Source organism: Paenibacillus guangzhouensis, assembly GCF_009363075.1.
In the GTDB taxonomy this organism is placed as follows: domain Bacteria; phylum Bacillota; class Bacilli; order Paenibacillales; family Paenibacillaceae; genus Paenibacillus_K; species Paenibacillus_K guangzhouensis.
In genome coordinates, this window is sequence record NZ_CP045293.1 from 4,737,501 (window position 1) to 4,763,897 (window position 26,397).

Genomic DNA, 26,397 nt, shown 5'->3' on the forward strand with positions numbered 1-26,397 from the left:
CTGCCTCGTCGTTTAAGCCTGCGAAGACTGCATGGCAAGACTCGGCGCTTCTACCTGCTTCTGACGAGAGATATAGAACAACGTAAACCAAATGAACACAAATCCAAGCAGCTGCGTCCACGTTACGACCTGTTGGAACACAATCCAGTTAATCAGTACACCGACCATTGGGAAACTAAGCTCCGCGAGCGTCGCATAAGATGCCTTCGTCGTACCAAGCCCTTTATAGTAGAGTAGCAAGCTCAATAGACCTGGCAGCAAAGCCTGTAATAGTAGATTTAAAAAAACGAGTGAGGCGTCCACCGTTCCCATCGATAGATTCCAGCTCTGTCCCTCCGACATCGTAACGATAAGAAGTAAAGGCAGGGCCAATACGAAACGAAGCGATGTCACCGTCTCATACTTCATTGACTTCAATAGATAACTTCCCATGACGGTCGAGCCGCCCCATAACGCCGCAGCACCAAGCGATAACAAACTACCAACCTGCACGAAATCATTCACATGCCCGAACGGCAACGTCCATCCGAACGTTAATAAGTAGGTACCAAATAAGGCAAGAACGAACAAGAAACCAAAATATCTCGGCAATACTTCCTTCAGGATCACTCTAGCCAAAATAATCGCGAACAAAGGCTGCAGCTTTTGAAGCAATAACACGGCATTTAGGTCACCATGAACAAGACCTTGGGTGAACAGAATCGTCGCAATGGCGGAACCGCCCCAAGAGACGAATAGCAGGGCGAAGACGCGGCGTAACCCGAGCCCTTGCAGCTCTGTCCGGTGCTTCCATAAGACAGGCGCAGCAACGAAGAACAAGATAATATGCTCCAGCAATACGATCTGCGTGGACGTCAACCACTTCAGCAGAATGACACGGAAGAGTGGATCCACCCCCCATAGCGCAGCGCCGAGTACGACGAGCCAAAAGCCCGCATTGAATCGTGAAGTACGTGGAACGGTTAACTCTGTAGCATTCATAGTGAACTCCTCTTCTGAATACAGGAACGAAGCGGTAAGGAAACCCCTCAAAGTACTGACTAGAATACGTCGATTCAGGTACTTTGCAGGAGTTCCCGAAAATCATAAAGCCCCGAGTCGCGCAGAACTAATACGCAAATCGGGGCTGATCAAATAAACATGCAGGAATATAGCGCTACCCCAGCACGCATATCTGATGATCTTCTACCATCCGGACTTTACCGTCGGCCTTGGATTCTCACCAAGTCAGTCCCCACGCGAAGTTACAGCATGAGGAGTCGCGGGCTGCGTTCTGTCAAGAACATCACCGCCGGTTGGGAATTGCACCCTACCCCGAAGATCCTTATTCATTTAAATTTTAGTATTTGAAAACTTACAATTAAGATTATACACGTTTACGAAATATTTCAAGTGATTTTCATCACGTTGCGCCGTGGTTTATTGACGAAATAAATACTGATGAGAATCAGCATAAGCCCGATTAACAGCGACACCGTAAAGGGTTCATTCAAGAACAGCGTGCCGATCAATATAGCTACAAGCGGGATGAGAAACGTAAATGAAGCGACCTTCCCGGCCTCACCTGTATCAATCAGATGGTAGAACACAATCCAACCTGCCGCGATGACGAAGATCGCGATAAACAACAGGCAAAGCACAAAGGTCCCGTTCCAGTCGATATCCGACCACCGCTCGAATTGTAATCCTCCAACGGTCATAAGCGCACCGCCAATAATCAACTGCATCGTGACGAGCCAGATGGAATCTACGACTGGCGTTACTTTTTTTACGAATATTGTGCCTAAAGCCCAGCTTAGTGCTGAACCGAGCGCTAGTAAAATTCCGGGAACCGAAAGATCACCGCTGAACCCGCCCATACTAATCACACCTACACCTGCAAATCCCAGAATAAGACCCACGAACTTCAGCGCGTTCATGGACTCCCCCAGCCACAACCAGGAAAATACGCCAACCAGAACCGGTTGTAGGAATACGATCGCCGAGAATAGGCCAGCCGGCATGTAATTGATCCCGATCGTCTGCAATCCATAATATAATATGACGTTTACGAATGCAGCGACCAAATAAATCTTCCACGTCTTGCGGAAGGCGAGCTTGCGGTATCTAGGTATCGCGACAACCAATAGAAATATTCCACCGAGTAATGTACGCAGGCCCGAGAATAACACAGGCGGTGTGTGCGCAAGCGCAATCTTCGTGAGGGGCCAATTAATCCCCCATACTGCAATTAAAAATGTTAGCAACAATGCCGATTGAAGCTTCGATGACTTCCCCATGGCACCTATTCCCCCTCTCGCTACCATGCCTAAACGAACGGAATCCGCCATGAAATAGCGGATCCCTCGTCTTTGTCTATAATACCGTGATGTCAGCGATACGGAAGGAAATCTTAGTCATTTGAACCGGATGCCCGGTTAGACGAAGCGCTCTAGCTTGCGCCTCCATCAGATCGAAATACTTGAAATAGATCTCTGCCTCGTCCAGGTTCGGCGTGACATAAGGCTCCACTTCGATATAATATTGACCATCCTCGAACTTCAGAACATGGCCGGTCTTCTTATTCGACATACGTTCCCCTCTCTTACCTCAAACCGTTAATTCTTTGGTGCTTTGGCCCAGTCTGCTGCGAATTTCTCCATTCCTTGATCCGTCAATGGATGCTTCGTGAGCTGCTCGATGACCGCATAAGGAATGGTTGCAATGTGCGCTCCAGCCATCGCGACACGCGTCACATGATCCGGATGGCGAACCGATGCTGCAATAATCTGAGCATCTAAGTTATGGATACGGAACAACTCTGCAATTTTCGAGACTAACAGCACGCCATCTTCGGAAATGTCATCAAGACGTCCTAAGAACGGCGATACGTACGTCGCACCTGCGCGAGCCGCAAGCAGCGCTTGGTTCACCGTGAAGATTAACGTCACGTTCGTCTTTACACCTTTTTTCGTTAAGTAACGGCATGCTTCTAGACCTGCAATGGTCATCGGTAGCTTAATCGTAATGTTTTTGTCGCCACCATTGATCTTAATCAGTTCATTCGCTTCCGCGATCATCTCTTCCGCAGTTACCGCATCAGGCGATACCTCTGCAGAGACAGATTCAACTTCAGGTACAAGCTTCAGAATTTCTTCAATACGATCTTCGAATTTAACGCCTTCTTTGGCTACCAGAGATGGATTGGTTGTTACACCAGATAGAATACCGAGTTTGTACGCCTTTTGAATATCCACTACATTCGCTGTATCGATAAAAAATTTCATGCCACTTACCTCCGTTTATGATTAGATTAGATTGGTGCATTCAACTTCTATTATAAACCAATTACTTCTTCTCGACAGCATGTCCCCCGAATTCGTTACGAAGCGCTGCGACAACCTTGCCTGTGAACGTATCCTGATCTAGCGAGCGATAGCGCATGAGCAAGGACATCGCAATAACAGGTGTAGCCGTCTGGAGATCGAATGCCGTCTCAACCGTCCATTTGCCTTCACCGGAAGAGTGCATAATCCCTTTGATATCATCCAACTTCGCATCTTTCGAGAACGCACGCTCCATCAACTCGATCAACCAAGAACGAATGACAGAACCGTTGTTCCACACACGAGCAACTTGCTCGTAATCGAAATCGAAGTCAGACTTCTCGAGCACTTCGAACCCTTCGCCAATCGCAGCCATCATCCCATATTCGATCCCGTTATGGACCATTTTGAGAAAATGTCCGCTGCCGGACTTGCCTGCATATAGATAGCCTTTATCGACAGCCGTGTCACGGAAAATCGGTTCAACAACTTCCCATGCCTCCGCGTCGCCGCCAACCATATAACACGCGCCATGACGAGCGCCTTCCATCCCGCCAGAGGTACCTACATCCATGTAGTTTACGCCATGCGGCTTAAGCTGATTGTAACGGCGAATCGACTCTTTATAGTGCGAGTTCCCCGCTTCAATGACGATATCCCCTTGCGATAACAGCGGCGTAATCTCCTCAATAACAGCATCCACAACCTGATGTGGAACCATAATCCATACGATGCGTGGCGTATCCAGCGCTTGAACCATGTCTTGCAGCGACGAGACACCTGTTGCCCCGTAGGACTTCATCTCTTCTACCGCTTGCGTATTCAGGTCAAATGCCACGACCTCATGCTGATGATCCAATAAATTTTGCCCTAGGTTCAAACCCATCTTCCCAAGACCTACTAAACCGACTTTCATATGCTACCCCTCCAATGATGTGTATATGAATTCTTGATGTATGGTGTGTTATGAAAATTAGACCTCAGCAAGTACCCGTTCTCGGACCGGCTTATCGAGCCACCATTGATCTTCGCCTAGCAGCTGATGCGCTGCTTCCGGACCGTTCGATCCCGCTGCATACGCATGAAGCGGAACTTCATTCGCTGCGAAAGCATCCAGGATCGGTTGTACCCATGCCCACGACAACTCCACCTCATCCCAGTGCGCGAAGAACGTGCCATCGCCGAGAAGCGCGTCGTGAATCAAGTTCTCATATGCTTCTGGCATATCCTGTGCATTCGAGAAGCAGTTGACGTGCACCGGCTCGAACTTGCTGGCATTCACAGGGTCTTTACTATTTAGCTGGAGCGTCAAGCCTTCATGCGGACCGATCTCAATGACGAGCAGGTTCGGTCCAGCCGACTCATGCTGCGGTTTGTTGAAGACCTGCAGCGGATCCTTGAATTCCACGACGATGCGCGTGGACTTCTCTTGCATTCTTTTGCCTGTGCGGATATAGAACGGAACGCCTTCCCACAAGCTGTTGTCGATCCATAGCTTCGCCGCGAAGAACGTATCATTCTTCGAGCTTGCTTCAATGCCTGGCTCATCCAGATAACCATGGACAGCCTTGCCACCCATCTCACCAGCTGCGTATTGACCGCGAACGATGTTCGCCTGAAGGTCTTCCTTTGATAGCGGACGAAGCGCCTCCATCACCATTTTCTTCTTGCGGCGAACTTCATCCGGCGAGCTCTGCTGAGGAAGCTGCATCGCAGTCATCATAAGCAATTGCAGCATATGGTTCTGGAACATATCGCGGATCGCGCCTGCTTTATCGTAGTATCCTGCACGCTCTTCAACACCTACTGTCTCAGCTGCCGTAATCTGTACGTTCTTGATGAAACGGTTCGACCATAGCGCATGGATGACTGGATTCGCGTATTCGAGCACTTCCAGGTTCTGAACCATCGGTTTGCCAAGATAGTGGTCGATGCGATAAATTTCATTCTCGTCGAACGAACGGGATAACTGTTCATTCAGCGCGCGTGCCGATGCTAGATCATGACCGAATGGCTTCTCAATCACAAGACGTTTCCAGCCCTTCGTTGCGCCAAGGCCGCTTGCCTTGATGTTCGATGCGATCACGTCGAAGAATTCCGGTGCGACCGACAAGTAGAACAACCGGTTACTTGGAATGTTCAACTCTTCCTCACGCGCTTCAACCAGCTTCAGAAGCTTCTCATAATCTTCGATGCGGCTTACATCCAGCACGCTGTAACGAAGGGAACTAAGGAATATTTCAAGCTGCTCAGCCGTTCCTACATCACGACGAGAGAAGGTACGAAGCGAATCTTCCACTTGGGAGCGGAATTTATCATCGGACCATTCTCTTCTGCCAAGCCCGATAATGGAGAACGAAGCAGGCATCTTCTGTTCTAGGAACAAATTATATAATGCTGGATATATTTTTCTTTTCGCTAAATCGCCTGTTGCGCCAAATAATACGAGTGTTGTTGAATCCATATCTGTGTTCCTCCTGTTGAAAACAATGGTTGAACCCTAGGAAAGCGCACTGCCCATCTTCCAGTGAATTCAGTCCGTCATTTCTTAATTAAAGTATATTACAAAAAGTAAGATAAGTAAATAAATAAATTGATTTAATCGGATGAATCGGTGGTGCTTTGGCATAATGCTTGAAGTACGCCCTCATTAATTCGAAGCAGCTGATCGATTTCTTCCGCCGTCAAATGGTTCAGCACATTGAGTATCGCTTGGCTCGATGTCGACTTCACGATCGATTGCTTCGATATATCCTTCCCCCGATCGGTTAGCCTTAGTTTCACTTCTCTTCGATTATGCATCGGGATCTCCCGTACCACGAGCCCAGCCTTGACGAGTCCGTCGATATTAACACTTAACGTGCTTTTGGACGACACCAGACGTTCGGTCAGTTCCTTCAATTTCATTTCGGGCGTTGCATGCAATGTATTGAGAATCGACATTTGCTGTAATGATAAGCCTAATGAAGCGGCATTCTGCTGCTCCATCTTGACAGTCACCCGACTAATATTCCAATATGAGTCCAATACGCGCGCTGCAAGTTTGCTCTGCTCATCCAGAGAATGCAATCGATATAACCCTCCAATCGTGTGAAAACGCTTCAATGGTGAATTGTTCATAATTGAACTATCCAAACTGTGATTTAGATCATATTCCTAATCATTCCCCTTGTCAATACAAAGACCACCCCTTAGATAGAGGTGGTCTTTGCCATTTCATCTATATTATTTCAGCCGAGAGAGAACATTGGAACACAATCTAGAACCTATGTCCCCCACGATCGAATAATCCGTTACTTCCCCATAAATGGTACGCAGCCGATCACGCTGCTGCTTCACTTCCGCCAGAATGGCAAGAGAGGCTCTCATCGATGCGGCGTATTGCGCCTTCACATTAGCAATCTCATCCGCATAACGTTCATCGGTGCCTTCATCAATGGTACGCACGTACATATCTAGAATTTCATCGCCATCGCGGCTTGGAAAATGCTCATGCGGCGCCGTTGAATCGAAAATCGCAAGGCCCAGCGACGGGAAGATGACCATATCCAAGCTATTCGGATCGAATCCGCAATGATAGACTTCAACATCCTGCCGGCGTTCCTCCCCAGCGGCGACAATCTTCTTCAGCATGGTTGATTTGCCGGAACCCGGGCGTCCTTTGACGAAGATGCGCCGCTGCAGTTGCTCCGTCAGATTCATCACATAATCTACCGCGCCTACGCTTGTCGCTGCTCCTAGATACAGATGACGGGTCACAGGCCGTTCCAACGATGCTTCTGTGATGAGCGACTTCAACTCCTCGGTCACCTGATCAGCCGCATCGAACTGAATATGATCAATATAATACTTCTCCCAATCATCATGAATACGAAGCGTATGAAGAAACGAATCCGTTGCACTCGTATAGCGCTCTTCAATCTGTTCATGAATCTGCTGCAATTCCTCCAGATACGGCATGAGCAGCCCCCGATTCACGGCGCGATCCAGCGATACCGTAATGATCTCCGTCTCCGTGAAGCCTGCGAATGCGTCTTGGCAAGCCGTCTTATCCACCACGCCAATGGCTGCGCTAGGAATCCAGAGACCATCGAGTGTCTCATGATTCAATGGATTATGGAACCACCATGCCTGTGCCCCTTGATCACGCACACCATCCGCAATCCTCTGAATGATGGTTGATTTGCCGGTTCCAGGACCGCCTTCTAATAGATACAAAATACGAGCCCCTTGAAACGCTGAAGCAAACGAATTCGTTCTTCCCAATGCCGTATTTCCACCCGCAAAAGCATGTTTAACAATACCCGCCATCGCTATCACACTCCCTGTCATCAATCGCCTATACTATACGATATGCAGAGAGGTGGATCTGTGTGTTCGCCTAGATCAAGAGAACCCTGCCTGATTATTCAGGCAGGGTTCTTCATCTTCATCATTGACCGAGCAAATCCTTGATTGCACTCATATTCTCAGCAAAGCCGACAAAGACTTGGTCGTGGATCACAAGCGTCGGCACCACTTGCTTGCCTGTCAGCTCCCAGACTTCCTTCGGATATTTCTCATCCTCTTCACAATTGAACTCTTGATATGGGATGTTATGCTCCTTGAAATACCGCTTGGCATGATTGCAGTCGCTGCAAGTCGGGATCGTATAAATTTTGAGAGGTTCCGTCATCGTTATCCGCTCCTTCTTTATATGAGATGTTCTGTTACCCTGCAATTTCTTGCAACTTCGTAAGTGTCATGCGATTCACGAACTTGCTGAACTTCTCCTTGCCCTTCGCCTCCGTCTTGTAAAAGTCGATCAGCCGCACCACGGTGGGTATGAGCTGGTCTTCCTGTAGTCCTCCCACCAGCAGCTGGGCAGCGGCAACCTTGATCCCCTTCGGTTCACCTCCGACATAGATGTCGAATGTATGACGCATCTTCACGACGCCAATATCTTTGAACAACGGCTCGCTCGTTCCAAGTGCACAACCGGCATAGCCGATTTTGAGTGGAGTCGGTGTCGCAATCCCCGCAATGGCGCGGTTCAATGTCCGTGCTGTCTCTAGTCCAGCCTCTTCCGCTCCTTTGCAAAAGTTACAGGCAATCAGACTCTTGCTGACAAAGCCAGCTGGATAAACTTCCAGACCTGCCTGCTCCAACGACGTTACGATCTCATCGCGCCGTTCCACGGGGATCTGAACATAGATTTGCTTGAATGGCGTCATCTCAATCTTCGCTTCGGGTCCGACGATCTTGCCAACTGTGCTAAGCTGCTCGGGTGTAAATAAGGTGCCTCCCACCTGAAGAGGCGGGGCCACTGCAATATTCATCTTCTCTCCCATGATCATGCTCCTTAGTGACGGATTTTCACACGTTGCAGGCGAAGCGCGTTAAGCACAACCGATACGGAGCTCAGCGCCATTGCTGCGCCTGCTACCCATGGTGCGAGCAAGCCGATGGCCGCAATCGGGATACCGAGTGTATTGTAGCCTAGCGCCCAGAACAAGTTCTGCTTAATGTTGCTCATCGTCTTCCGGCTCATATAGATTGCGTCCGGAATGCTCGACAGATCGCCGCGCATCAAGGTTACGTCCGCTGCTTCCATCGCTACGTCAGTCCCCGTACCGATTGCCATCCCGATATCTGCCGTTGCTAGAGCCGGCGCATCGTTAATGCCGTCACCAACCATCGCTACCTTCTTGCCCTGCGCTTGCAATTTCTTCACTTCCTCCGCCTTGCCCTCCGGAAGAACTTCCGCCAGCACATGGTCAATCCCAACCTGATTCGCGATTGCCTTCGCCGTCCGTTGATTGTCCCCCGTGATCATGATGACCTCAATGCCCATCTCTTTCAGGCGGCTTACGGCTTCTTTCGAGGTTTCTTTGATCGTATCCGCTACAGCGACCAGGCCGGCATAATCTCCGTCGATCGCAACGAGCATCGCCGTCTTACCCGCTTCTTCTAAATGATTCATCACCGTGTATGCATGCTGCGCATTCACATTGAATTTCTCCATCAATCGGCGTGTACCGATCAAGAGTTCTTTGCCTTCTACGGCTGCCCGAATGCCATAACCCGGAATCGCTTCAAAGGAATCCGTCGCCGGCATATCCATTTGTCTAGCCTTGATCCCATCCACAATCGCTTCTGCAAGCGGATGCTCCGAGTTCTTCTCTGCGGCACCAACGAGACGCAGGAATGCTGCTTCATCATTTTCCGTAAGCACATCCGTTAATTCTGGTTTCCCTTTCGTTACGGTACCTGTTTTATCCAAAATAATCGCATCGATCTTATGCGTCTGCTCCAGATGTTCGCCGCCTTTGAACAAGATCCCGAACTCAGCCGCGCGACCCGAACCGGCCATGATGGAGGTTGGTGTTGCTAGACCTAGCGCACATGGGCATGCAATGACGAGAATAGCAATGGCTTTCTCCAGCGCTTCCGCGAAGTCGCCCGGTGTGATAAAGAAATACCATACGAGGAAAGCTACAATTGCAATCCCAACGACAATCGGTACGAAAATCCCCGAGATGACGTCCGCGACCCGTTGAATCGGTGCTTTCGAGCCTTGGGCTTCCTCCACGACTTTAATGATCTGCGCGAGTGCCGTTTCCTTCCCAACCTTTGTGGCTTGGATGCGCAGCATACCGTTCTTATTGATCGTCGCACCGATCACTTCATCGCCGGCTTTTTTCTCTACAGGAAGACTCTCCCCGGTTAACATCGATTCATCCACAGACGATACGCCTTCGAGGACACGACCGTCGACAGGAACTTTCTCGCCCGGCTTGACGATAACGATATCCCCTGTCAACACTTCCTCTACGGGAACCGATTGCTCCACGCCGTCACGAATGACGAGCGCCGTCTTCGCTTGCAGCCCCATTAGCGATTTGATCGCTTCCGACGTGCGCCCTTTTGCCAAGGACTCGAACAATTTACCCATGAGCACCAGCGTGATTAACACGGCACTCGTCTCGTAATACATTGCCGGGCCATGATGTGCATTCGCACCCGCCATATACCAGTCAAGTGTGAGATACAGACTGTAGAAGTACGCGGCCGATGTTCCGAGCGATACAAGAACGTCCATATTCGCGCTGCCGTTACGAAGTGCTTTGTAAGCACCGATGTAGAACTGCCGCCCAATATAGAATTGAACCGGTGTGGAGAGGATCAACTGCATCCATGGATTCATGAAAAGTTCAGGCACATAAATCCATGATGTGAATGAGAAGTGACCGACCATGCTCCAGAGCAGCGGTAGCGATAGGATTGCTGAGATGATGAGGTTCCACTTCTGATGGCGAATTTCTTTCGCGCGGTGATCGCCTGTCGATTCGCTGTCTTGCTTCGTAACCGCGGCATAGCCGAGCTGCTTCACTTTGTTCTGCATATCTGCCACGGATACTTCCCCTGGCGAATACTCGACGCGAGCCGTCTCCATCGCAAAGTTCACTGCTGCACTCGTTACCCCAGGCATCTTACTGAGCCCTTTCTCGATTCGGTTGGCGCATGCGGCGCACGTCATGCCTTCCAGCTTGAAATCCACCGTCTCTTTGACCACGCCGTAACCGAGCTTCTTAATCGTCTCTTCCATCCGATCCACATCCAATTTGGACGGATCATATGTTAAGCTCGCTTTCTCTAGTGCAAAATTCACATTGGCGTTCGTTACGCCTTCTAATTTATTCAAACCTTTCTCAATCCGGTTCGCACATGCGGCACATGTCATTCCCGTTATCGAAAGGGTCGCCTGCTTCTCATTCGTCGCCGTTGACATCGCTCATTCACTCCTCTTGTTCAATTCCTTATGAACTTAGTATACCCCTCTACCCTATATTAAGTCAATAGGTTTTTTACAATACCCCTGTACCCTACCGAAATGCCCGCATGAATATGGCATGGCCTCGCTGATTGAGGTTGGTTTACCCGTTATTTGACTAGCTTATTCATCGTAACCAGGAGCTCCGTCAACACCTCTGTGTCGCCTTCCTTCATCCGTTCCATCACACAACTCTTCATGTGACAAGCCAGCAGCAGCTTACCCACGCCCTTCAGCGCGGACTGTACAGACGCCACTTGATTCAGCACATCATCGCAATACGTATCCTTCTCAATCATGCCTTTCAGCCCTCGTACTTGCCCTTCAATCCGATTGAGCCTGCTCATAAGATTGTGCTTCGCTTGATCGTCGTGATGGCTCCTCCGCTCGGACTCGCTCGGATTGCAGCAAACCGAACCTTGTATATTATTGGACTTCATATCTTGAATTTCGTTCATCTTGCTCCCTCCTTTATGTTTATTATAACATACCCCCCTATAGTATATAAATAAACATATAGATATAACTTCAATTTTTAAACTTTACGCACGTCCTTCTTATTGTTATCTTGATAAAAAGTAATTCCCTGCATAACCCCCATTATGATGCACTGGACAAGGAGAGATTGTTCATGTTCAAACAAGACCGCGGGAGCCTGAAAGTATGGATCCACTTCTTCATTCCTTATGCGCTGCTGCTCACCGGTTTCCTCGGCGTCGGCTTATATGCTTACGACCGCACCACGTCACTCGTAGAGAGTCATACCAAAGAAACGGCCTACGCCTTTCTCGAACAGACCAAGGAAATCCTTGACCGCCGCTTCACGGAGCTGGAGACGATCGCCGAACAAGCTGCAAGCAGCACGAAGGTCCAATCGTTTCAATATGTCGATCGGCCTTTTGCCGGCACGAATCCCATTCGAATCCTTGAACTCAAGAAGGATCTATTCGATTACTCCCTATTCAACCACTTCTTATTGAATTACTATATGATCTTTCCGCATAGTGAGTTCGTGGTGTCGCCGCGCTCTTCTTATTCGCTGCGCCAGTTCTACGATCTGGAATTCCGCAACGAGAATCAATCCTACGAGGATTGGCTCAAGGAATTGAAGGTGCGCACCAGCGCCAAAACCTTCTTCCCTGGCCGAACGGCAACATTCCAGAACAAACACGTCTCGGTCGTGACGTACATGCAATCCTTCGGCTCCCAAGAACGCTCCGGCATCGTGCTCATGCTGATCGACAATGCGCAAATCCAGAGCATGCTGCACAAGCTGGATTCCAGTAACGGCGGCTTCGTCGTCATTACGGATGCCAAAGGCGAGATCATCAGCCGCACCGGAGCGAATACAGACATCCGCTCAGCGGCCAGCCTCACCGACGGGTTCAACCCGATCGATATCGATGGGCAGCGCATGCTCGTAACGAAGACAACTTCCCGCTACAACGGTTGGACATACCTCACGGCGCAGCCAGAGTCTTACGTGCTCGAGAAAGTGAACTCCATCAAACAGTTGATTCTAACCATTATGCTCATCGGCCTTGTTCTTGGTTTGTTCGCAGCTCTCCTCTTCTCTTATCGCAACAGTCGCCCGCTCTGGATGCTGCTGCGCATGCTCCCTACGGGCCGGATGGCAGGAGGGCATTCGCCGAATCGCAATGCGTGGGATTTCGTCCGGACTTCCGTCACGAATCTGATCGTCAGCCATGACTACTTGTCCGAGAAAATGGACCAGCAGGTCCCGCTCATCCGCAGCGGCTTCTATGACCGTCTGCTGCGAGGCCATTACCTGTCCAACAAGGACATTGCCGCCGCGATGGAACATTCACGCGAGACATGGGAGGGAGAATACTTCGCCGTTAGCATTCTGATGATCGCAGGGTACGAGGGGACCTACAGCGAAGCCATGCTTACCGAGCTGGATTTCCGCAAAATCGCCATCCGCGACATTATCGCGACAGGCTATGGACGTACGATATCCACCCATGATCTTGGGGAGAATCAGATCGGCTTGCTGTTAAATGGCGACGCGGCATCTCCATCCTCGTTCATGGATGAAGTCCGCAACCATCTCACAACGCTGCATCATCGCATAGCGGGGGCGCTGAGCGTTCAGGTCTATATAACCGTCGGCGGCTGCTACACGCAGCTGACAGAGATTAGCCGCTCGTATGAGGAAGCGCGCCTGCTGCGCGAGCGCGAGCATTTCACCGAACAGCGTCCGATCATGTTCCATGATGAGGAGAGCCCTGCGCTGCCAACCTACTATTATCCGCCGGATGTCGAGCTGCGTCTTATTAATCTCGTGAAATCCGGCAATGTGCCTGAGACGGAGCTGCTGCTGGATCAAATTCGTCAGAACAACTTAGAACAGAACCATCTGCCCGTTGCCGTAACGCGGGTGCTCATTCACGAGCTGACGGGTACGCTTCTCAAATGCTGCGAGTCCGAAGACACCGATCGTCAACAGGATGAAGTGAAATCCGCGCTTGCCGCTTCCGAAGCGAATCGTACACCGAAGAGCGCATTCGAGCAGCTCGTCGTCGCGTTCCTGTATCTATGCCGCCAGCAGCATGACCGGAAGAAAAGCCATAACAATCAATTGAAGCAGGATTTGATTCAACATCTCGAAGAGCATTATATGCGGACGGAGCTGAGCTTATCGGAGCTTGCCGAGCGCTTCAACTACGCCGAAGCCTATATATCGTATTTTTTCAAAGAACAGACGGGCGTGAATTTCTCTGATTATCTGGAGTCCATCCGGATGAACCATGCCAGAAGATTGCTGCAGGAGAGCGATATGTCCGTGAATGAGATCGCCGGTTGGGTCGGCTACTATTCCCTTAACTCGTTCAGCCGCGCCTTCAAAAGAGCCAACGGCGTAAGCGCCACCGAGTTCAGAAGGCAAGCGCGGAGCGGAATCTAAAGGATTGCACAACGCTTGATTCGGGAATAAAGACGCCATTATTCCTTTTCTAAAAACCTGCATAACCCTAGAATTTAACGCATTTACGAAAGCGCTTACTCCCCCTATACTTCGAATCACCGGCCGGTTATACCAATGGACATTCAAGGGGGGATTACAGCTGAAATCTTGGATATCGCTTAAAAAGGGGTGGCAGCTGTACGCGTTATTTGCCTTGCCGCTGCTCTATATCATCGTATTCAAATATGTCCCGATGCTCGGCAACATTATCGCATTCAAGCAATATTCCATTACAAAAGGCATGTTCGGCAGTCCATGGGCAGGCTTCACACACTTTGAACGGTTCTTCAACTCGCATGAATTCTGGCGTTTGCTGACCAATACTTTATCCATCAGCTTCTATACGCTCGTCGCGAGTTTCCCGTTCCCGATCCTGCTCGCCTTAGGTCTCAACTATGTTAAAAATGAACGGTTCAAAAAAACGGTCCAAATGGTCACATACGCCCCCTACTTCATCTCGCTTGTCGTCGTTGTGGGCTTACTGTTCCAATTCCTCGACCCTCGCACCGGGATCGTCAATCACATCTTGGGCTGGTTCGGCGTCGATCCGATTAACTTCATGGGCGAAGCGTCAATGTATCAGACCCTCTATGTCGGGTCCTATGTCTGGCAGAACGTTGGGTTTGCTTGCATCATTTATCTAGCAGCGCTTGCGGGAATCGATCCATCGCTGCACGAAGCAGCCGTCATGGACGGTGCGAATAAGCTCCAACGGGTACGTCATATTGACATCCCTGGCATCATGCCAATCGCCGTGATTCTATTAATTCTGAATACGGGGCAGATGATGGAGACCGGCTTCGAGAAAATCCTGCTCATGCAGAACTCGCTCAATCTGCGAACGTCCGAGGTCATCGACACTTATGTCTACAAAGTCGGCCTTGTCTCGCAAGCAATGAATTTCTCTTACGCGACCGCGATCGGCCTATTCAAAGCCGTCATCGGATTCGTCCTGCTGATTATCGTGAATCAGACGGCGAAGAAGGTCGGGCAAGAAAGTCTATGGTAGGAGGGAAGACATCGATGCAGCAGCATTCCACCATTCGCGAGTCGGGCAGCGACCGGGCATTCACGATCGTCAACTATGTCATACTTTCCATTGTGCTCCTTATTATTCTGTATCCGCTCATTTATGTTGTAAGCGCTTCATTTAGTTCGAGTTATGCCGTTCTATCCGGCAAAGTATGGCTGTGGCCCGTCGAGCCTTCCCTCGATGGCTACAAAGCGGTATTCAAGAACAAAAACATTCTCACCGGGTTCCAGAACACGCTGTTCTATACGATCGCAGGGACCTTGATCAACGTCATCATGACGATCTTGGCAGCGTACCCGCTATCCCGGCGAGATTTTCACGGACGGAACGTCTTCATGCTGATCTTCGTGTTCACAATGATGTTCAGCGGCGGCTTGATCCCGACGTATTTCGTCGTCAAAGGGCTGCACATGATTGACACGGTCTGGGCGATGCTCATTCCAACTGCATTATCCGTATGGAATGTCATCATTATGCGGACGTACTTCCAGACCACAATTCCGCATGAATTGCTGGAGGCATCTCAGATGGACGGCTGCAATGATTTCCGATTCCTGAGAAGCATTGTACTTCCGCTGTCCGGGCCGATCTTGGCCGTCATCGCGTTATTCTACGCCGTAGGGCATTGGAATCAATATTTTAACGCCATGATTTATTTGAAAGATCCGGGGCTTTATCCATTACAGCTTATTCTAAGAGACATCTTGGTTCAGAACGAGGTGAAGATCGATATGCTCGGAGACGTGAAGACGGCGGCAGCCCGTCAGGGATTGCGCGAACTGTTGAAGTATTCGCTCATCGTCGTCTCCTCTGTCCCGCTGCTTATCGTCTACCCGTTCGTGCAGAAGTTTTTCGTGAAAGGCGTCATGATTGGCTCGATTAAGGGCTAAGGTTGGTTATGAGAACCATTATGGGAGGGTCACTATGAGAAAAACATGGGTCACGTTCATCGCAATCTTGCTTCTGCTTACTACCGTTCTGTCTGCATGCTCCGGTTCCAATGTAGGGCAAGACATAACAACAGATAAACCGAAAGAAGGCACGGAAACAGCTGACAGCTTGTTGACGCCGCCAGGCACCTATCCGATTACCAAAGAGAAAGTAACGCTCAAGGTGATGGTTCGCGGCAATCCGCTCGTCGAAAATTTCGCAACGAATGAATTCACCAAATGGTATGAAGAGAAAACCAATGTTCATGTGGAATGGGAAGTTGTGCCTGAGCAGAGCATGCAGGAGAAATTGAATCTCGTGCTCGCGAGTGAAGATTATCCGGATGTCATCTTCGGCATGAACGTATCCCCTGCCCAAGAAATGATCTATGGTACGCAAGGCGTTTTCCTGCCCCTCAATGATCTGATTGAGCAGCAAGGCACGCAGACGAAGAAGCTGTTCGCGGATCGCCCGGATATCAAGGCTGCGATTACCGCTCCAGGCGGCAACATCTACTCCTTGCCTGAAGTGAACGAATGCTACCACTGCTCCATGAGCCAGAAGATGTGGATCTACAAGCCATGGCTCGATAAATTAGGTCTGAGCATGCCGACGACAACCGATGAATTATACAACGTGCTCAAAGCGTTCAAGACCAAAGATCCGAACGGCAACGGCAAAGCTGATGAAATTCCGCTCTCCATCTCGCCGAAATCTTGGAGATCGTCCATCGATGCGTTCCTGATGAATTCCTTCGTCTACAATCCGGTGTACGGATCGACGAAACATCTTTACGTGCAGGACGGCAAGCTCGACGTCTCCTTCACGAAGCCGGAATGGAAGGAAGGCTTGAAGTATCTGCACAAGCTCTATGCAGAAGGGCTAATCGCACCGGAATCGTTCACGCAAGATGACAATCAGCTCATTCAGATCGGGGAAAATCCGAAAGAAGTCCTGCTCGGCGCGTCGACCGGCGGACACCAAGGGGTATTCACGCAATTGCTTGGCGAGAGTGGCCGCTGGAGTGAATATGCAACCGTTCCGGTCTTGAAAGGACCTGCTGGCGTACAATATGCGCCGAACGATGCTACGAGCTTAACGACGGGTGCCTTCCTCATCACGAACAAAGCGAAAAACCCTGAGATCGCGCTGCGTTGGGCCGATGGATTATATGAATATGAACATACGCTGCGCAGCAACTATGGCCGTCCAGACATGGAATGGCGCGATGCTAAAGAAGGTGAGATCGGTATCGACGGCAAACCGGCGAAATGGTCCGAGCTGAAATCGTTCGGGGAAGTCCAGAACGTGAACTGGGCACAGACCGGTCCTGCCCTTCGCTCCAACGAATTCCGCTTAAGCGCGGTAAGTAAAGGCGACAAAGACCTGGAAGTGATCCTCTACAACGAGACAAAGAAAAATTATGAGCCTTATAAACCAACGAATGTCGCAACGGTTCCTCCGCTCTTCATGACGAATGAACAAGCGACCGAAATCGCGGACCTCTCGAAGACGGTCAACGATTATATCGATGAGATGCTCGCCCGCTTCGTGATCGGGGATGCGGATATCGATAAGGAATGGGATACGTACATCAAGACACTAGACGGCATGAATCTGAAACGCCTCATCGAGATCTACCAAGAAGCTTACGATGCGCAGACGAAAAAATAATTGAAGTGCTAAGGATCCGTCCCGTTCTATGGACGGGTCCTTTCGATTGTTGCATAATGTAGACATGGGAGGGACTATACATGACAACTGAGCTAAACAACAACCAACAAAACGAATCATCACCAAGTAAACAAGCGATTGAAACCGCTGCCATCGACATGATGCGAAATGCCGAACCGCTCGTCTTCGAATACCGCGGCGGACATCTGGAGAATGTCCATTACGGTCACGTCTGCGGCGTCGATGAGACTGGACGCACAGCGTATCGTTCCGGGGACCCGGAATGGGTTACCTTCATGCGTTCCGCGGCAAAGCCGATTCAAGCCATTCCATTCTTCCTCGAAGGATTTGACGAGAAATTCGGGTTCACGCCGGAAGAACAAGCGATTATGATGGCCTCGCATCGCGCGCTGCCTTATCACGTTGAGGCGTTGGAAGGCATGATGACAAAGCTGGGTCTGGAAGAGAACGTCCTCGTCTGCAAGCCAACCTATCCACTGGATGCAGATGCAAGAGACACGCTCGTAGGCGACCACAAGCCGCAGCGCCGCATCTATCATAACTGCTCCGGCAAGCACCTCGGCGTACTCGCCTACTGCAAAGGCATGGGCTATTCGCTTGATGAATATTATTCTGCGGAGCATCCTGCGCAAGTGCGCATTCTTCAGATTGCATCCGAACTATCCGAATGCCCGGTTCAAGACATTCAGATCGGAACCGACGGCTGCGGTTTCCCTGTCTTCGGCATGCCGCTGCGGAATATGGCGATCGCCTTCCTAAAGCTGGCTTGCCCGGATTTGATCAAAGATGTGAAGCTGCGTGAAGCAGTCATAAAGGTTACTGCGTTGATGAATGCCTATCCGCGCATGATCTCCGCCGAATACTTGATCTGCCCGAATCTGCTGATGGACGATAATATCGTGGCCAAAGGCGGCGCGAAGGGCATCTATTGCTTCGGACTGAAGAAAGAGCGCCTTGCGTTCGCGCTCAAAGTAACCGATGGCTCCGAAGACGAATGGCCGATCGCTGTCGCTTCGATCCTAGAGCAGATCGGCTATGACAACCAAGCGACGATTGACCGGATGTATCATATCGGACCGCCGGCGATTCGCAATGACAACGGTCTCGTCATCGGCGAGAATCGCAGCGTCTTTACGCTGTATCAGGAGTAGTACTATGCAGAACATCGACTGGAATTACGAAGTTCAGCGGCGGCAAGCAGCGCTTATGCGCGACTTGTCGGCGCTCCTTGCCATTCCTAGCGTGAAGGACCTTAGTACGGCAGGACCTGGCGCTCCGCTTGGCGCAGAGTCTGCGCGGGCGCTGCGTTATATGCTGGACCTCGCCGCACAGCACGGGCTTCACACGGTGAACCACGAAGGCATTGTCGGTTATGCGGCATATGGCGGCGTGGAAGATCGCGGGGGCGATACGGGGAAACCTACGGCTGCGGCGGATCAGGCGGCGGGAACGGCTGGCGGCGATTACGTCGCCGTGCTCAGCCACGTCGACGTCGTGCCTGCAACGGGAGATTGGACCTCGCCGCCATTCGAGCCTACGATTCGCGAGGGCCGCTTGTATGCGCGCGGCGCCATCGACGATAAAGGGCCGACGATGGCGGCGCTCTACGGGCTGCTCATCGTGAAGGAGCTCGGGCTGCCACTTCGTCATCAAGTCCGCCTCATTATCGGTACTGACGAGGAGACGGGCATGAACTGTATGGAGGCCTATAACCGCCTTGAACATCCTCCGCTCGCCGGATTCACCCCGGATGCCGATTTCCCAATCGTGCACGCGGAGAAGGGACAAGTGAATACGCGCATGACGCTGCAGTTCGATGCGGTGGTCGACGGAGGATTTAGTTCAGCCGAGGAAGCTGCGCTTAGACTACATACATTCCGCTCGGGAACGGCTGCCAATATGGTGCCGGACGCCGCGGAAGCGGTCGTGTGCGGCTCTCCCGTGGCGCTCAATGCGCTAGCAGCTGCGTTCGAGGTTTATTGCGCAGAGCGAGGGTTGAAAGGCAGCTGCACTTCTGGTGCTGAATCGATCACGCTGCACATGAAAGGAAAATCGTCACATGGCATGGTTCCTGAGCATGGTAACAATGCGGGGCTCCGATTACTTGAATTCTTGTCCGCCCATGGATTCGCAAGCCATGATGCCCGCTTCATTCGTGGTGCGGCAGAACTGCTCGCCGGCGATACCGCAGGCGAAGCGCTTGGAATCGCGAGCCGCGACGAAGCGACTGGCGCACTCACCGTCAATGTTGGTCTGCTCCAATACGATTCGACCGGACAGGAGGGATATTTCCATCTGAATATCCGCTTCCCTTCCTGCATCACCGGCGGACAGATCGTCGATACCTTGAACGAACGGATCGCGCCTTACGGCTTCGAGCTGTCACCGCCGATCATCAAGCCGTCGCATCTCGTGCCGGCAGATCACCCGATGATTCGAGCCCTGCAGGCCGTCTATACGGAACAGACGGGCGAAGAAGCGACGCTCTTATCTACCGGCGGCGGCACGTATGCATGCAAGCTGCCGAACTGCGTGGCCTTCGGCCCGCTCTTCCCAGGCGAGCTGGATACGGCACATCAACCGGATGAGTCTATCGGGATCGACAGCCTGATGAAATCGGCAGCGATCTATGCACAAGCCATCTACGAATTAGCCAATTTGGATTATGCAGCACCCGTGGAAAGGGGATTACAACCATGAACATTCGCATATTAGAACGTGAGGGTACGACTCCCGAGGCTGACGTATTGGTCTATCTCATACTCGAAAGCGCTGAGCAGCCCGAGATCGACTATGACATCAAACCCGGCATGACCGCCCATGGCAAGGTTACTGTCTTCTACGGCGCGCGCGGCCAGCAGCATCATGCGGTCGTGGGCCTTGGCCCTGCGACGCGTCTGAGCGCTGAGATGCTGCGGCGCGCGGCGGGCAGCGCGGTGCGCGCCTTCGAGCAGGAAGGCTTCCGCACGGCGGCTGTCCGGCTCGACAACGCAGCAGGCAGCCTGCTGACGCCGGAGGAGACACTCGAAGCTTGGGCGGAAGGCTGGATCCTGGGCGGCTATACGTTCGACGCCTACAAGCAGCAGCCGCACAAACGCGCCTTGGCTGAGCTGGTCCTGCTCTGCGAGGGCGGCGAGACCGCATCGCGGCAGCAGTCCATCGAGGCAGCGCGGCGCCGAGCGGAGAGCACGATGCTCGCCCGCGACTGGTGCAACGAGCCGGCGAACGTCATGACGCCGGAACAGCTGACGGAACGGCTCGTCCAGCGATTCGAGGGGGAGCCGTTCACGCGCGTCAACGTGTTCCAAGGCGAGGCACTAGCACAACACGGTATGAACGGGTTATTGGCCGTGGCGCAAGGCAGCCGGCAGCAGCCGGCCCTCGTAGAGATCAGCTATACGTCTGATCCCTCCCAGCCGCTGCTCGCGCTCGTCGGCAAGGGCATGACGTTCGATATGGGCGGCATGAATGTAAAGACGGGCCGTGATCTCAGCGAAGCCCGCTTCGACATGGGCGGCGCGTGCGCTGTCATCGGCGCACTCGATCTCTTGATCGCGAGCGGCACAGCGGCGAACGTCGTCGCGGTGATCGCCATCGCCGACAACGTGCCGGGCGCCGGTGCGCTGCTGCCTTCCTCCATCGTCCGCTATCCGAACGGACTGACGGTGCAGGTCGGCAATACCGACGCCGAAGGCCGGCTCATCCTCGCGGACGGGCTGCTTCATGCCGGACGGCTCGGCGCGTCCGAGATCATCGACATCGCCACCTTGACGGGCGCGGTCGGACACGCACTCGGTCTACGCGTCGCCGGCGTCTGGGGCGACCCGCGCAGCTCGAAGGCGCTACACGATCTCAGTGCGATCAGCGGCGACCGCGTCTGGCCGATGCCGCTCATCGACGATGACGATGCGCTGCTCGGCAGCGATTACGCTGACCTGAACAACATCAGCTCGAGCCCCTACGGCGGGGCGAATGCGGCAGCCCTCTTCTTGCGTCGGTTCGTCGATGAACAGACACGTTGGGTTCACATCGACATGGCCAACACGGTGCAATCCCCATCTGACCGTGGCTATGAGCGTACGGGCGCTACAGGCTTCGGTGTGCGTCTGCTGGCGGATTACGTCATGCAGCGAGCAGAGCAACGCTAACCATAACAGATACAACAAAGGGTCAACGCATGTTCGCGTTGACCCTTTCCTATTTTACCGCCAGGCAAGATTAATTCGTTCCCTCTATCCGACTTCGTCCGATGGATAGGTCATGAAGCTCTCCCGATATTTCCCCGGCGTTACACCCTCAATCTTCTTAAATGCACGGATAAATACGACGTCACTCGTATACCCCACCAATTGGGCAAGCTGTGCATTTGTCATCTCTTTGGTACGCATATGCACTTTGGCTTGTTGAATACGTCTACGCGTAATCGCATCAACAACATTCATGCCGCTGCACTTCTTATAGAACGTTGAAATATATTGCGGCGTCATGCCGAAGTGTTCGGAAATCATGGTAAGCCCCAAATCTGGATCGGTAAAATGTTCGTCCAGGAATTGCTCCAGTTCGTGCAGCAGCTGAACGCGGTGGTCCGTTCGCTCAACGACGAAGGATCCTGTCAGCATCTCATACAATTGTTGGATACGCCGATACATGCTCTCGGCCGTCTCGTAAGAGAAAATATCCTTGATCAGGTCGATGTCCGGTCCGAGAATGTCGCGCTGGTCTGTGCCTGTCGCGTTCATAATCTTGAGGAAGGTACTCGTCATATTGAAGAACAGACAGCGTCCGACCTCCGGCGTCATGCTGCCGGATTCGAAATTCATCGCATAGATCGTATCCAGCAGCTTCATCACGTTCTCCATATCCCCGCTGCGCACGAAATTGATGAGCTGCACCTCGATGTCGATCGGATAATAATAATGAGAGTGAACGCTCTGGATATCCCGGAAATAGATGATGGTACCACCACCTTTAATGATTCGGTATTCCAAGGCCGCAACTGCTTCCGCGTAGCTCTCGCCGATGCTCTTCGCTCCGACGTGCGGGAGACCGACCGATACCGTCATATCAATATGGAACCGTTCTTCGATCATATGTTTCAATGACTCGGCCATCGCTTGCATATCCGCATCCATGTCCCCAATCACCTCCGAGGCGAAGTTGATCAAGAACACCATGCGGTCCCGATCCAGCTCCACCGCGAACGCCTGGTGAGGAGGCTGGATCATATCCGTTCCGACATTCGATACAATGAATCGGGCCAAGGCCCACTGCTGTTCATCATGCTCCATATGAAATCTCGCGATGCTGTCCAATTGGACGATCATCACGGAGAAGTATTCGCTTATAAAGGTAATATCCATGAACTGGAGCGACTGTACGCCTCGTTCCGTCGTATCGACGTCCATCTGCCCCCGAATCAATCGGGACAAATAGTTCGCCCGAAGCACCGGCGCTTGCTGCGCCAATAGATGTCGAAGATTCCGCTCTTCCTGGAGGGAGTCCTCGATCGTTCGCTTAATCAGTTCGTATTCATTCCCGGCCAGCCGGCCTTGCCATTTCGTCCCGCTCGAACCTTTAATGGCCTCAACCGCTTTGCGAAGCGGATTGTAATTCCGGTAAGCGATGATGATGGCGGCAATGACCCCAAGTGCCAAGCAAAGGGAAAATAGAATCAATGTCCAATGCTGGATCAGATTCAGCTGCTGCATATAGACGCTCCGCGGGGTAACCAGGACGTATTTCCATCCTTCCTTCTCGGAAGAAGTGAACGAGACCACCTTCGGATCGCCGTCCAGCTCCGCATTGAACAAGCCTTCTTGCGCAGATATGCGCTCTAGCAGCTCCGGCTGAAGCGGCCCTTTCTCCGTGGACATAATGCTGTTGCCTTCACCATCGATCACGTAAATGGAGCTGTCGCTCGCGTATTCGATTTGGGCGAACATCTCCTTGACCCGACTCTCGTCGATGAGGATGACGAAGCTGCCTGTAACATTTTTGCGGTCCCGCCCCGGGAGGGATTGCGCGAACGTGATCACGTCGATCGGTGTATTCTCAATGCTCTGCATCGGATCCGTCTCCGAACGCCGGATCAGCGTCGACGACGGCAGATATTCCATCGTATGGAAGCCGTGCAGCACTTCATCACGCCATGTTTCATACGATTTCCCCGCGTAACTGTAATACATATCGTAGAATTTGCGGGATTCCGTCAGGAGGCCCGGCTTCAGGATCAAGTCGCTCTGACGGAAGTAGACGTAATAATCCAAGATGAAATTGGAACGAAAATTCGAGTGGAATGCCCGCCCGCTCATGAATTCGATGAATTTGTAGCGGTCAAAACCGCTATGGTCTTCTTTGAGCTTCAACAAATAATCCAGCTTCGGATCGAAGGCAATCTGCTGTGCCAGCTTGTCGACCTGCTTCAACTCAATGTCAAGCGACAGCTTCAGCTGCTCGAGCATCGCTTGATTCGATCGATTCGCCCCCTTCTCGAGGCTATCCTCCACTTTACTATACAGAAAAACGCCTATAGATAAAGGAATGAGCAGCATGACGAGATTGGAGATCACCATCGTGATCCATACACTTTTCAAATGACGTAAATTTAACCACTTTCGCGACCATCTCACGAATGATCCCCCCTGCCATTTATGATCACTTACATTAATACCCAATTGAAAGCGTTTACGAGTATTATAATGCAACCTGGCAGGCAAGGGTACTGATTTATTCTTTAATCGCCCCGATCAATACGCCCTTCACGAAATATTTCTGCAGAAACGGATACAGACAAATAATCGGCAGGGTGGAAATAATGATCGTGGCGTATTTGATCGTCTCGCCGATCGCGTACTTGTCATCTGCCGCAGCACCCGTCGACATCGAGTCCGTCGAATTCGCAATCAGAATATCCCGTAGAACCAGTTGCAGCGGATACATGGTGCGGTCCCTTAAATATACCAGCGCAGAGAAGTAAGAGTTCCAATGACCGACAGCATACCAGAGGACCATTACCGCAATGACGGGCATCGACAACGGAATAATGATGCGGAATAGAATCGTCAGCTCCCCGGCGCCATCAATCTTGGCGGATTCCTCGAGCGACACGGGAATCCCTTGAAATGCTGTACGCATAATGATTAGGTTGAAGGTCGAGATCGCACTTGGAATCAACAACGCCCAAGGTGTATTCATCATCCCTAATTTGTTGATGAGCATAAAGGTTGGAATGAGCCCCCCATGGAATACCATCGTGAGGACAATGGCGAACATCAAGAAGTTGCGGAAGAAGAGATTGCGCCGCGAGAGGACATAAGCTCCAATCGCCGTCATCAGCAAGTTAATCGCTGTCCCGGCGGTAACATAGAACAACGTATTGCGGTAGCCGCTAATAATCATCGGATTCTGGAATACCGCTTTGTACGCATCCAGATTAAAACCTACAGGGCGAACCAGCAGTCCGCGATGCTGCAAGAAAGCCCCTGCATCACTGAGCGAAGCGAATAGCACATAGATAAAGGGATATAACGTAATGAAACAGAGTCCAAGCATTAAGAACGTATTGAAAACGCCGAATATTTTTTCGCCAACCGTTTGTGTGCCCATGTCGTTATTCCCTCCTCACCACAGTTTATTCTCGGACACGCGTTTACTAATGGCATTCGCCGATACGATCAGAATGAAGCTGATCACGGAATTGAACAGGCCTACCGCGGCCGTGAAGCTGTAACTGGCTTCGAGAATCCCTTTGCGATACACATAAGTGGAGATCACATCTGCGGTCTCATAGGTGAGCGGATTATAGAGCAGCAGCACCTTATCGCTACCGACAGACAACATGTTGCCCATGTTCAGGATGAGCATGATCACGATCGTTGGCATAATCCCTGGAATTGTAATGTGGAACGTCTGCCGCCACCGATTCGCGCCATCCATTTTGGCTGCTTCATAGAGCGTCGGGTCAATATTCGCGATGGAGGCCAGATAAATGATGGAACCCCATCCGATGCCCTGCCAGATGCCGGAGGAGACGAAGATGAACCGGAACCAACCCGCTTCCTTCAGAAAATCGATCGGCGCAATACCGAGCAAGCCAATCAATTGATTGATAAGTCCGTCGCGGCTTAGAAAATCAAACATCATCCCTGCAACAACGACAATGGAGATAAAGTGAGGGAGGTACGAGATCGTCTGAACCCAGCGTTTGAACATCATCCTACGAATTTCGTTCAAGAGGAGCGCGAGGATAATGGCGGCCGGGAATGCAAAGATCAGCTCATAAATGTTAATCAACAAGGTGTTGCGAATTAATCTCCAGAAATAAATGCCGTCGAAGAAGCTGACGAAATGCTTGAACCCCACCCAAGGACTATCCCAAATGCCCTTCGCAGGCATAAAATCTTTGAATGCAATTTGAAGTCCATACATGGGACCATAGTGGAAAATGACATAATAAGCGATCACAGGAAGCGCCAACAGATAGATCATCCAATTGCGCCTAACATCCTTACCCATGATCTGCCAAGTGGATGGTTCATTCAATCTTCTAGCCGAACGCTCATGCCGGGGTGCCTTCTTCACGACTTGCTTCATCTGCCTTCCTGCCTTTCCCGTAGATTATGCAGAGATCATGCGG

22 protein-coding genes and 1 riboswitch are annotated in these 26,397 nt (G+C 51.4%); of the genes, 7 read left to right on the plus strand and 15 right to left on the minus strand.

Translation table 11 applies throughout. The features are described 5' to 3' along the window. Positions 1 to 12: 12 nt before the first annotated feature. From GCU39_RS21240 to GCU39_RS21295, 12 genes are all read right to left on the minus strand, one after another. Positions 13 to 981 (minus strand): DMT family transporter, encoded by a 969-nt coding sequence (locus tag GCU39_RS21240; RefSeq protein ID WP_152395342.1) that lies wholly within the window; start codon positions 979 to 981, stop codon positions 13 to 15. Between the two features lie 195 nt (positions 982 to 1,176). Further along, positions 1,177 to 1,326, minus strand: a riboswitch (FMN riboswitch). Positions 1,327 to 1,388: 62 nt separating this feature from the next. Then, the gene (locus GCU39_RS21245; RefSeq protein WP_152395343.1) at positions 1,389 to 2,279 is read right to left on the minus strand and encodes a DMT family transporter; all 891 of its coding nucleotides are present in this window, start codon (positions 2,277 to 2,279) and stop codon (positions 1,389 to 1,391) included. A 76-nt stretch (positions 2,280 to 2,355) separates the two neighbouring features. Further along, positions 2,356 to 2,571 carry a hypothetical protein gene (locus GCU39_RS21250; RefSeq protein ID WP_018759875.1) on the minus strand — a complete coding sequence of 72 codons (216 nt, stop codon included), beginning with the start codon at positions 2,569 to 2,571 and terminating at the stop codon, positions 2,356 to 2,358. A gap of 26 nt (positions 2,572 to 2,597) precedes the next feature. Further along, on the minus strand, positions 2,598 to 3,266 hold the full coding sequence (gene fsa, locus GCU39_RS21255) for a fructose-6-phosphate aldolase (RefSeq protein ID WP_152395344.1): 669 nt from the start codon (positions 3,264 to 3,266) through the stop codon (positions 2,598 to 2,600). A gap of 61 nt (positions 3,267 to 3,327) precedes the next feature. After that, complete coding sequence (gnd, locus tag GCU39_RS21260; protein ID WP_152395345.1) at positions 3,328 to 4,221, minus strand: phosphogluconate dehydrogenase (NAD(+)-dependent, decarboxylating); 894 nt, start codon at positions 4,219 to 4,221, stop codon at positions 3,328 to 3,330. Positions 4,222 to 4,278: 57 nt separating this feature from the next. Beyond that, positions 4,279 to 5,769: a glucose-6-phosphate dehydrogenase gene (gene zwf / locus GCU39_RS21265; protein WP_152395346.1), complete on the minus strand. Its 1,491-nt coding sequence runs from the start codon at positions 5,767 to 5,769 to the stop codon at positions 4,279 to 4,281. Positions 5,770 to 5,903: 134 nt separating this feature from the next. Beyond that, a complete protein-coding gene (locus GCU39_RS21270) occupies positions 5,904 to 6,440 on the minus strand; it encodes a MarR family winged helix-turn-helix transcriptional regulator (RefSeq protein WP_193726575.1) in 537 nt (178 codons plus the stop codon). Between the two features lie 90 nt (positions 6,441 to 6,530). After that, a complete protein-coding gene (locus GCU39_RS21275) occupies positions 6,531 to 7,616 on the minus strand; it encodes a hypothetical protein (protein WP_152395348.1) in 1,086 nt (361 codons plus the stop codon). A gap of 121 nt (positions 7,617 to 7,737) precedes the next feature. Beyond that, the gene (locus GCU39_RS21280; protein WP_152395349.1) at positions 7,738 to 7,980 is read right to left on the minus strand and encodes a glutaredoxin family protein; all 243 of its coding nucleotides are present in this window, start codon (positions 7,978 to 7,980) and stop codon (positions 7,738 to 7,740) included. 34 nt (positions 7,981 to 8,014) lie between these two features. Then, positions 8,015 to 8,635: an NAD(P)/FAD-dependent oxidoreductase gene (locus GCU39_RS21285; RefSeq protein WP_152395350.1), complete on the minus strand. Its 621-nt coding sequence runs from the start codon at positions 8,633 to 8,635 to the stop codon at positions 8,015 to 8,017. Between the two features lie 11 nt (positions 8,636 to 8,646). Next, a complete protein-coding gene (locus tag GCU39_RS21290) occupies positions 8,647 to 11,076 on the minus strand; it encodes a heavy metal translocating P-type ATPase (RefSeq protein WP_152395351.1) in 2,430 nt (809 codons plus the stop codon). Between the two features lie 152 nt (positions 11,077 to 11,228). Continuing rightward, a complete protein-coding gene (locus tag GCU39_RS21295; RefSeq protein ID WP_152397365.1) occupies positions 11,229 to 11,558 on the minus strand; it encodes a metal-sensitive transcriptional regulator in 330 nt (109 codons plus the stop codon). Positions 11,559 to 11,749: 191 nt separating this feature from the next. Between GCU39_RS21295 and GCU39_RS21300 the strand changes: the two genes are divergently transcribed. The 7 genes from GCU39_RS21300 to GCU39_RS21330 all read left to right on the plus strand — a co-directional run bounded on the left by GCU39_RS21300 (position 11,750) and on the right by GCU39_RS21330 (position 21,910). Next, positions 11,750 to 14,044, plus strand: coding sequence for a helix-turn-helix domain-containing protein (locus tag GCU39_RS21300; RefSeq protein WP_152395352.1), 2,295 nt, complete (start codon positions 11,750 to 11,752; stop codon positions 14,042 to 14,044). A 214-nt stretch (positions 14,045 to 14,258) separates the two neighbouring features. Further along, the gene (locus GCU39_RS21305; RefSeq protein ID WP_227793291.1) at positions 14,259 to 15,113 is read left to right on the plus strand and encodes an ABC transporter permease; all 855 of its coding nucleotides are present in this window, start codon (positions 14,259 to 14,261) and stop codon (positions 15,111 to 15,113) included. Between the two features lie 14 nt (positions 15,114 to 15,127). Next, on the plus strand, positions 15,128 to 16,027 hold the full coding sequence (locus GCU39_RS21310) for a carbohydrate ABC transporter permease (RefSeq protein ID WP_152395354.1): 900 nt from the start codon (positions 15,128 to 15,130) through the stop codon (positions 16,025 to 16,027). Positions 16,028 to 16,061: 34 nt separating this feature from the next. Next, positions 16,062 to 17,741 (plus strand): ABC transporter substrate-binding protein, encoded by a 1,680-nt coding sequence (locus tag GCU39_RS21315; RefSeq protein ID WP_152395355.1) that lies wholly within the window; start codon positions 16,062 to 16,064, stop codon positions 17,739 to 17,741. A gap of 80 nt (positions 17,742 to 17,821) precedes the next feature. After that, complete coding sequence (locus GCU39_RS21320; protein ID WP_152395356.1) at positions 17,822 to 18,913, plus strand: asparaginase; 1,092 nt, start codon at positions 17,822 to 17,824, stop codon at positions 18,911 to 18,913. 4 nt (positions 18,914 to 18,917) lie between these two features. Continuing rightward, positions 18,918 to 20,462, plus strand: coding sequence for a dipeptidase PepV (gene pepV, locus GCU39_RS21325; RefSeq protein ID WP_152395357.1), 1,545 nt, complete (start codon positions 18,918 to 18,920; stop codon positions 20,460 to 20,462). After that, positions 20,459 to 21,910, plus strand: coding sequence for a leucyl aminopeptidase family protein (locus GCU39_RS21330; RefSeq protein WP_152395358.1), 1,452 nt, complete (start codon positions 20,459 to 20,461; stop codon positions 21,908 to 21,910). Before pepV ends, GCU39_RS21330 begins: the two co-directional genes overlap by 4 nt. A gap of 84 nt (positions 21,911 to 21,994) precedes the next feature. Here GCU39_RS21330 and GCU39_RS21335 read toward each other — a convergent pair whose 3' ends face one another. The 3 genes from GCU39_RS21335 to GCU39_RS21345 all read right to left on the minus strand — a co-directional run bounded on the left by GCU39_RS21335 (position 21,995) and on the right by GCU39_RS21345 (position 26,276). Beyond that, on the minus strand, positions 21,995 to 24,391 hold the full coding sequence (locus GCU39_RS21335; RefSeq protein WP_152395359.1) for a helix-turn-helix domain-containing protein: 2,397 nt from the start codon (positions 24,389 to 24,391) through the stop codon (positions 21,995 to 21,997). Between the two features lie 97 nt (positions 24,392 to 24,488). Next, complete coding sequence (locus GCU39_RS21340) at positions 24,489 to 25,367, minus strand: carbohydrate ABC transporter permease (RefSeq protein ID WP_152395360.1); 879 nt, start codon at positions 25,365 to 25,367, stop codon at positions 24,489 to 24,491. Positions 25,368 to 25,382: 15 nt separating this feature from the next. After that, a complete protein-coding gene (locus tag GCU39_RS21345; RefSeq protein ID WP_227793657.1) occupies positions 25,383 to 26,276 on the minus strand; it encodes an ABC transporter permease in 894 nt (297 codons plus the stop codon). Between the last annotated feature and the right edge of the window lie 121 nt (positions 26,277 to 26,397).